This is a genomic window from Acinetobacter gerneri DSM 14967 = CIP 107464 = MTCC 9824, from assembly GCF_000368565.1.
In the GTDB taxonomy this organism is placed as follows: domain Bacteria; phylum Pseudomonadota; class Gammaproteobacteria; order Pseudomonadales; family Moraxellaceae; genus Acinetobacter; species Acinetobacter gerneri.
The window spans coordinates 1-5,689 of sequence record NZ_KB849550.1; the positions used below are offsets into that span (position 1 = coordinate 1).

3 protein-coding genes and 1 pseudogene are annotated in these 5,689 nt (G+C 39.7%); 1 reads left to right on the forward strand and 3 read right to left on the reverse strand.

The window, feature by feature from the left end; genetic code table 11:
• A pseudogene (locus F960_RS20185) lies at window positions 1-209 on the reverse strand (relaxase family protein); the annotation flags it as partial.
• Window positions 199-600 (reverse strand): MobC family plasmid mobilization relaxosome protein, encoded by a 402-nt coding sequence (locus F960_RS20190; RefSeq protein ID WP_004706792.1) that lies wholly within the window; start codon window positions 598-600, stop codon window positions 199-201. The gene F960_RS20190 and the pseudogene F960_RS20185, both read right to left, overlap by 11 nt.
• 1,200 nt (window positions 601-1,800) lie before the next feature.
• On the opposite strand from F960_RS20190, the gene F960_RS20195 reads away from it, so the two are divergent.
• A complete protein-coding gene (locus F960_RS20195; RefSeq protein ID WP_004870594.1) occupies window positions 1,801-3,756 on the forward strand; it encodes an alkyl/aryl-sulfatase in 1,956 nt (651 codons plus the stop codon).
• Window positions 3,757-3,988: 232 nt separating this feature from the next.
• Here F960_RS20195 and F960_RS20200 read toward each other — a convergent pair.
• A partial coding sequence (locus F960_RS20200) for a relaxase family protein (protein WP_040332871.1) occupies window positions 3,989-5,689 on the reverse strand: 1,701 nt, incomplete at its 5' end.

The window sequence follows — 5,689 nt, forward strand, 5'->3', positions numbered from 1 at the left end:
TTATCCTGGTCAGATAAAGCATGCTCGTAAAAGGATAAACAACCACTGGTATATTTCTTGGCAAAAGGACTGCTATCAATCAGTTGAGCGGTCAAGTCAACATCACCACTTAAAACCTGTGCATGTTCTCGCTCTCTATCTTCACCAAGCAAATAATCTAGACAACCTTTAGATAATCCTGAACCATGTCTAAAAAAATCAACGATCATCTGGTCGTAACTCCCGAAGTTGTTGATCTATGGAAATCAACAAATGAAGTAACTTCACTTTGTCAAAAGTACCTGTCCCTGCAATATCCGTATTAATCGCTTTGGCAATCTGATTCACGTTATTACCTATACGACCCAATTCTAGGATTAAATTTCTCTCTGTCTTGCTATATGAAGATTCAACAATCTTTGTTGATTTAATTTTTTCAGCATCATCTGCTTTGGAATTATAAATCTTTGTTGCTTTATCTACTGCTGACTGACGTAGCAACTTTGCGATTGAACCAAAAGGATTATTGGCATCGAGCAATTGATATTCTGATTCTGAAAGTCTGACTTTAAACGTCCGTTCCCGTACTACTTTCTGTTTAGTTACTGAATCTATTTCCACTTGAACAATCCCATTCTTGGTCTAACCGGTTTAGAGGAAAATCTTTGATTTTTCTTTAAACCGGTTTTCGGGGGTATCGGGGGTGAAGCCCCTGATCAAGGTCACAGCTTAGCACTATTAAACGAAGTGAAATAGGGGTAACTGTGTATCCTTGCTTATTTAAAAAGGGAAAGAATTATTTATACTAAAATTTAATCAAATGATACAGTATATAAACCCTAATAAGAACTGGCATAAATCTTGTAAAACAATAGCACTCAACTCTTTCTCACCACCACCACAGCCCTCGCTTTGCTCAGGCAGATGGTGAGCGTTGAGAGAGTTTCGGCAATACTCTCCCTAAGGGCTGTCATTCAAAAAATAACACATCCCCTAAGTATTGCCGATTTAACCTGATTAGGCTGACGGAGCCACGCATCGGTCGTATCCGCACCATGCTTCACATACATGGCAGACAAGGACTAAAGGTACTGCACCTCTCCCCACGCGCTCCCTGTCGAAGTATGGCGGTATCTCTGCGAGGATTTCTCCAACATGCAACTTAACCAACCTATACAACTACTCTCAACGCTCCGCTTTTGTGGGATTCCCCTGTAACGGTTCAGCTCCTGCTTCTCAGCTTTCACTATCGCTACGATGCACCAGTGACACTTATTCCCTCCACATGCACCGCATATCTTCCTTAAAAAGGATGCACAGAAGCTGATAAGGCTCGAATACTGTCTATGTATTGCTTATTGGATGAACGAGAGTCAGGTAACGAAAGACTTTTTACTGATACAATGCTTGCCATTTTTTATCAATTTGATAGAATTTGAAAAGCGGTACAAGCCGAAAGGTGAAATCATAACGGTCGTCAAACCTTATGATCTTCGTTACTTGATGCTCGAACATCAAATAACTGCGTACCACCAAATTTAAGACAAAACCCCTCTAAGTTGCAAGACTCAGAGGGGTTTTTCTTTAGGTTTTAACAAAATTTTTATTTTTCTCTCCTACTAACTCATGCCCAATAAGGACTGCGTAGTTTTAATAAAAACAGGTATATTCTTGTAAAATATTATTTTATGATTCCATCATAAAAAATGATGGCTGTTATTATAATGTTTGAATTGAAAAGCTTCTATTAATTCAACACATATCAAAAATAGTATAGACAAGGAAATCAACATTTATGGATATTTTGAAGAAGGAAAGACAATGAAAGTTAAATTTTTAACGGTTTCATTGATGTTTATTTTGCCATTTTCTGTTTTTGCAGCAAATGGACAAGTCGAAAAAGCGGTCATTGAATCAAATAATGCGTATAAAACGAAATATAATTTAGACGATATGACAGAGTTTAATTATGCGCAAAAAGGCTTTATTGCCAAGCCAACAGGTCAAATTAAAAGTGAAAAAGGCAATGTGATCTGGGATTTTGATGCGTTTAATTTTTTAAATGATCCAGCACCAAATACTGTTAATCCTGCACTATGGCGACAAGCAAAGCTCAACAATAATGTTGGTCTATTTAAAGTGACAGATCGAGTTTGGCAAATTCGTGGTTTTGATTTGGCAAATATGACCATTATTCAGGGTGATACTGGCTGGATTATTGTGGATACATTAACCTCTAAAGAAACGGCTGAAGCAGCACTTAAATTTGCTAGGCAGCATTTAGGTGAGCAAAAAATTTCAGCCATTATCTTTACCCATAGCCATATCGATCATTTTGGTGGTGCATTAGGCGTTCTTTCTACAGAAGAAATTAACGCTAGAAAAACCCCAATTATTGCGCCACAAGGCTTTATGGAAGAAGCGACCAGTGAAAATTTGATGGCAGGTTCAGCCATGATACGTCGTGCGACCTATATGTATGGAACCTTTTTACCAAAGAATGCTGAAGGATTGGTGGATACAGGTTTAGGTAAGGCTGTTGCTGTTGGGAAAATGGGAATCCTTGAGCCTACACAACTGATCACCCAAGCAGAACAGAAAATGACCATTGATGGTTTGGATTTTGTGTTTTATAACGTGCCGGGTTCAGAAGCGCCAGCAGAGTTAACCTTCTCTATCCCATCACTGAAACTTTATAATGGCGCAGAAATTCTTTCGCATACCATGCATAATCTTTATACCCTCCGCGGTGCCAAAGTCCGTGATGCCTTAAAATGGGTAGGCTATTTAGACCAAGCAATGCAGCATGCCAAAGCATCCGATGTATTGATTGCACAACATCATTGGCCTGTCTGGGGCAATGACAATATTCAAGATTTTATTAAAACCCAGCGAGATGTTTATAAGTTCACACATGATCAGACGGTGAGATATATGAACTCTGGTTTTAATGGTGCTGAAATTGCCGAGAAAATTCAGCTTCCAGCGGCACTTGATCAAAAGCTATATGCGCATGGCTATTATGGAACCTTAAAGCATAATGTAAAAGCGATATACCAATACTATATGGGATGGTTCGATGCTCATCCTTCCAATTTAGATCCATTACCGCCTAAAGCTGTTGCAAAAAAATATATTGAGTTGGCAGGTGGGGAGAATAATGCATTAAAAAATGCGCGGGATGCCTATGCTCAAGCTGACTATAGATGGGCTGCCGAGATTTTAAAACATATTGTGTTGAATAACCCTCAAAACCAACAAGCAAAAGACTTATTGGCAAATACGTATCGTCAATTGGGCTATGCTGCTGAGGCTTCAACTTGGCGTAATTTCTTTTTGGTGGGTGCTCAAGAGCTACAAAATAATGTACCCCTACAAAATACATCTGATCCGAGTGATTTATTGATTCACACGCCAACTGAAAGATTTCTTGAAGCCATGGCGACAAATTTAGATGTGGAAAATTTAAAAAATGAAAACCAGTGTATCAATCTGGTTTTGTCGGATACCCAAGAGAATTTTTCATTATGGGTTGAAAACTCAATCATGCAGTTTAAGCGTCATGATGACAGTAAAGATTTGGCATCGGATTGCCCAACATTAACCGTAACCAAGCCCTTATATCTAAAAATGATTACAGGTCAAATAAAAGGGGTAAAAGTCCTGCTTTCTAACGAAAGTAAAGTCAAAGGCAATCCATTGGAAATTGGAAAATTCTTTGCAATGTTTAAACGTCCAGACTCAACTTTTCCAATTGTCACTCGACCAAATGATTAGGATGAAATGACTGGGCTTAAAGAACCCTACCAAATTAAAGTCTCCGCTTTTATGTGCACACATTAGTGCACATAAATACAAAATTAGTTTAATTATTTCAATAATTTACAATCAATAAAAAAGCCTAACTTGTCTAAGTCGGGCTTTTTTATTGATTCTTCACGTTTCACGCCTAATATTTAATCATTGTTCCATATTTTTGATTAGCAACAGTCGGAATCGAGCATAAACCCTACATGCCAAAATTCATGCCCCGATCTCGCTTAGGTTGGGGCTGCTCCATTTCCTTTTTCCGTTCCTTCATTTGGACGATATTCGCTTCAATAGTTCGGACGTTTCGAGCAAATTCTGCTGAGCTTTGGCTACTTGTGACGAGACTGACCGTTGTGTGGTTGAGATTTTCTCCAGTACGTCCTCGTAATTCGTTGTAATTTGGCTCATCTCCCTGACTTTGCCATTGATCTGCTCGGTATAGGTCGCTGTATTTTTTTCCAATTCGTGAAATTGTGTCTGTATTGTCGATAATGACTTTTGTGTTTGCACTAAGTCTGTCTGTACGCTCTCCATTGCCTTTGATTGTGCTGATAAGGCTTGGATAATTTTCTTTTGCATCACGTCTAAACTCTGCTGTTGCTGCTGCAACTGAGTTTGTTGTTGCTGTAATTGCTGCTGTTGTTCTTCGATGATTTTCAATAACTGTGTTTCTAATTCGGTCATCACTTAATACCCCATCGGCACCATGAAGTTGTTCTGCCAATCCCCTGCGTCCTTGTTGATCTGAATACATAGACGTTGGGCTTTGCTGTTTTGCTGTCTGCATGTGCTGAACGTCAAACTGCCCCCCGATCGGTTCAGGTGATCCACTCGCATTTGTTTCTCGTTGATGGTCATATTGAGTGTCCGTATCTCGTTGTACTTGCTTTTGCCCATAAAACCGAGCGCAATAATGAGAATAATTAAAATAGCAGCTCCCAAAATCATTGCCATATTCAAAGTGGTAAGCTGTTTCAGTAGGCTTTTGTTCTGAACTTGCTGTTCTTTTGTCTGTATCTGCTCGTTCATTTGCTTTAAACGGCTCAATTTGGACTGTAGCAAGGCTTGGTACTGGTCGAGCTGCTTCTCGATCTGCTGTGAGCTGTTCTGTAGGTTCTGCGCTAATTTCTCGTCTGACTGCTGGATAGCGGTCGCTGTGATATTGGCTCTTGTGCTCAAGCTGTCTTTGATAATCTGTGACGTTTGCTCGATACCGCTCAGAAGTTGTTCCTCGGTACGTTGCAATTCGCTGTTGTACTTCTTGTCGATATTCGCCAGTAGCGCTAAAGCCTTGCTCATAAACCTCTCCACTTAAACGGATAGGACGTGTTGCGCCCTCGTATGGATTTTCGATTGATATTGATTTTTGGGTTTGTCGGGTGACTTTGATTTCATTCGATTCAAGCCATTCAACCAATTTTTGCCGATCGGCAACTTTGCCATCGACTACAGCTTGGTAAATCCTTTGGTGTAACTGATCTTTAAAATCCTTCACATCCTTGGGTAAGTTCTTCTTATTGATTAAAAGCTGCTGATTGTTCGGATCATCGGGATCATATAGTTGATGTTCTGCATTGGTAATCTGCTTAAACAGATCCACTCGATCTAAATCCACTGGCGCATAAAATGGCTGTAGCCGTTTGCCTGTCGAAAGCTCAACGTTTGGAATCACAAAATTCAGCTCAAGCCGTGTCTCTCCAGTATCTTGATTCACCTTATCTTGGTGCTGTACCCATAAAATTTGGTACTGATCTTTATCGAGACCAGGGAAAAGGCATTCCTCAAAATTTTGCATGATCTGCTGTTTATCCTGGTCAGATAAAGCATGCTCGTAAAAGGATAAACAACCACTGGTATATTTCTTGGCAAAAGGACTGCTATCAATCAGTTGAGCGGTCAA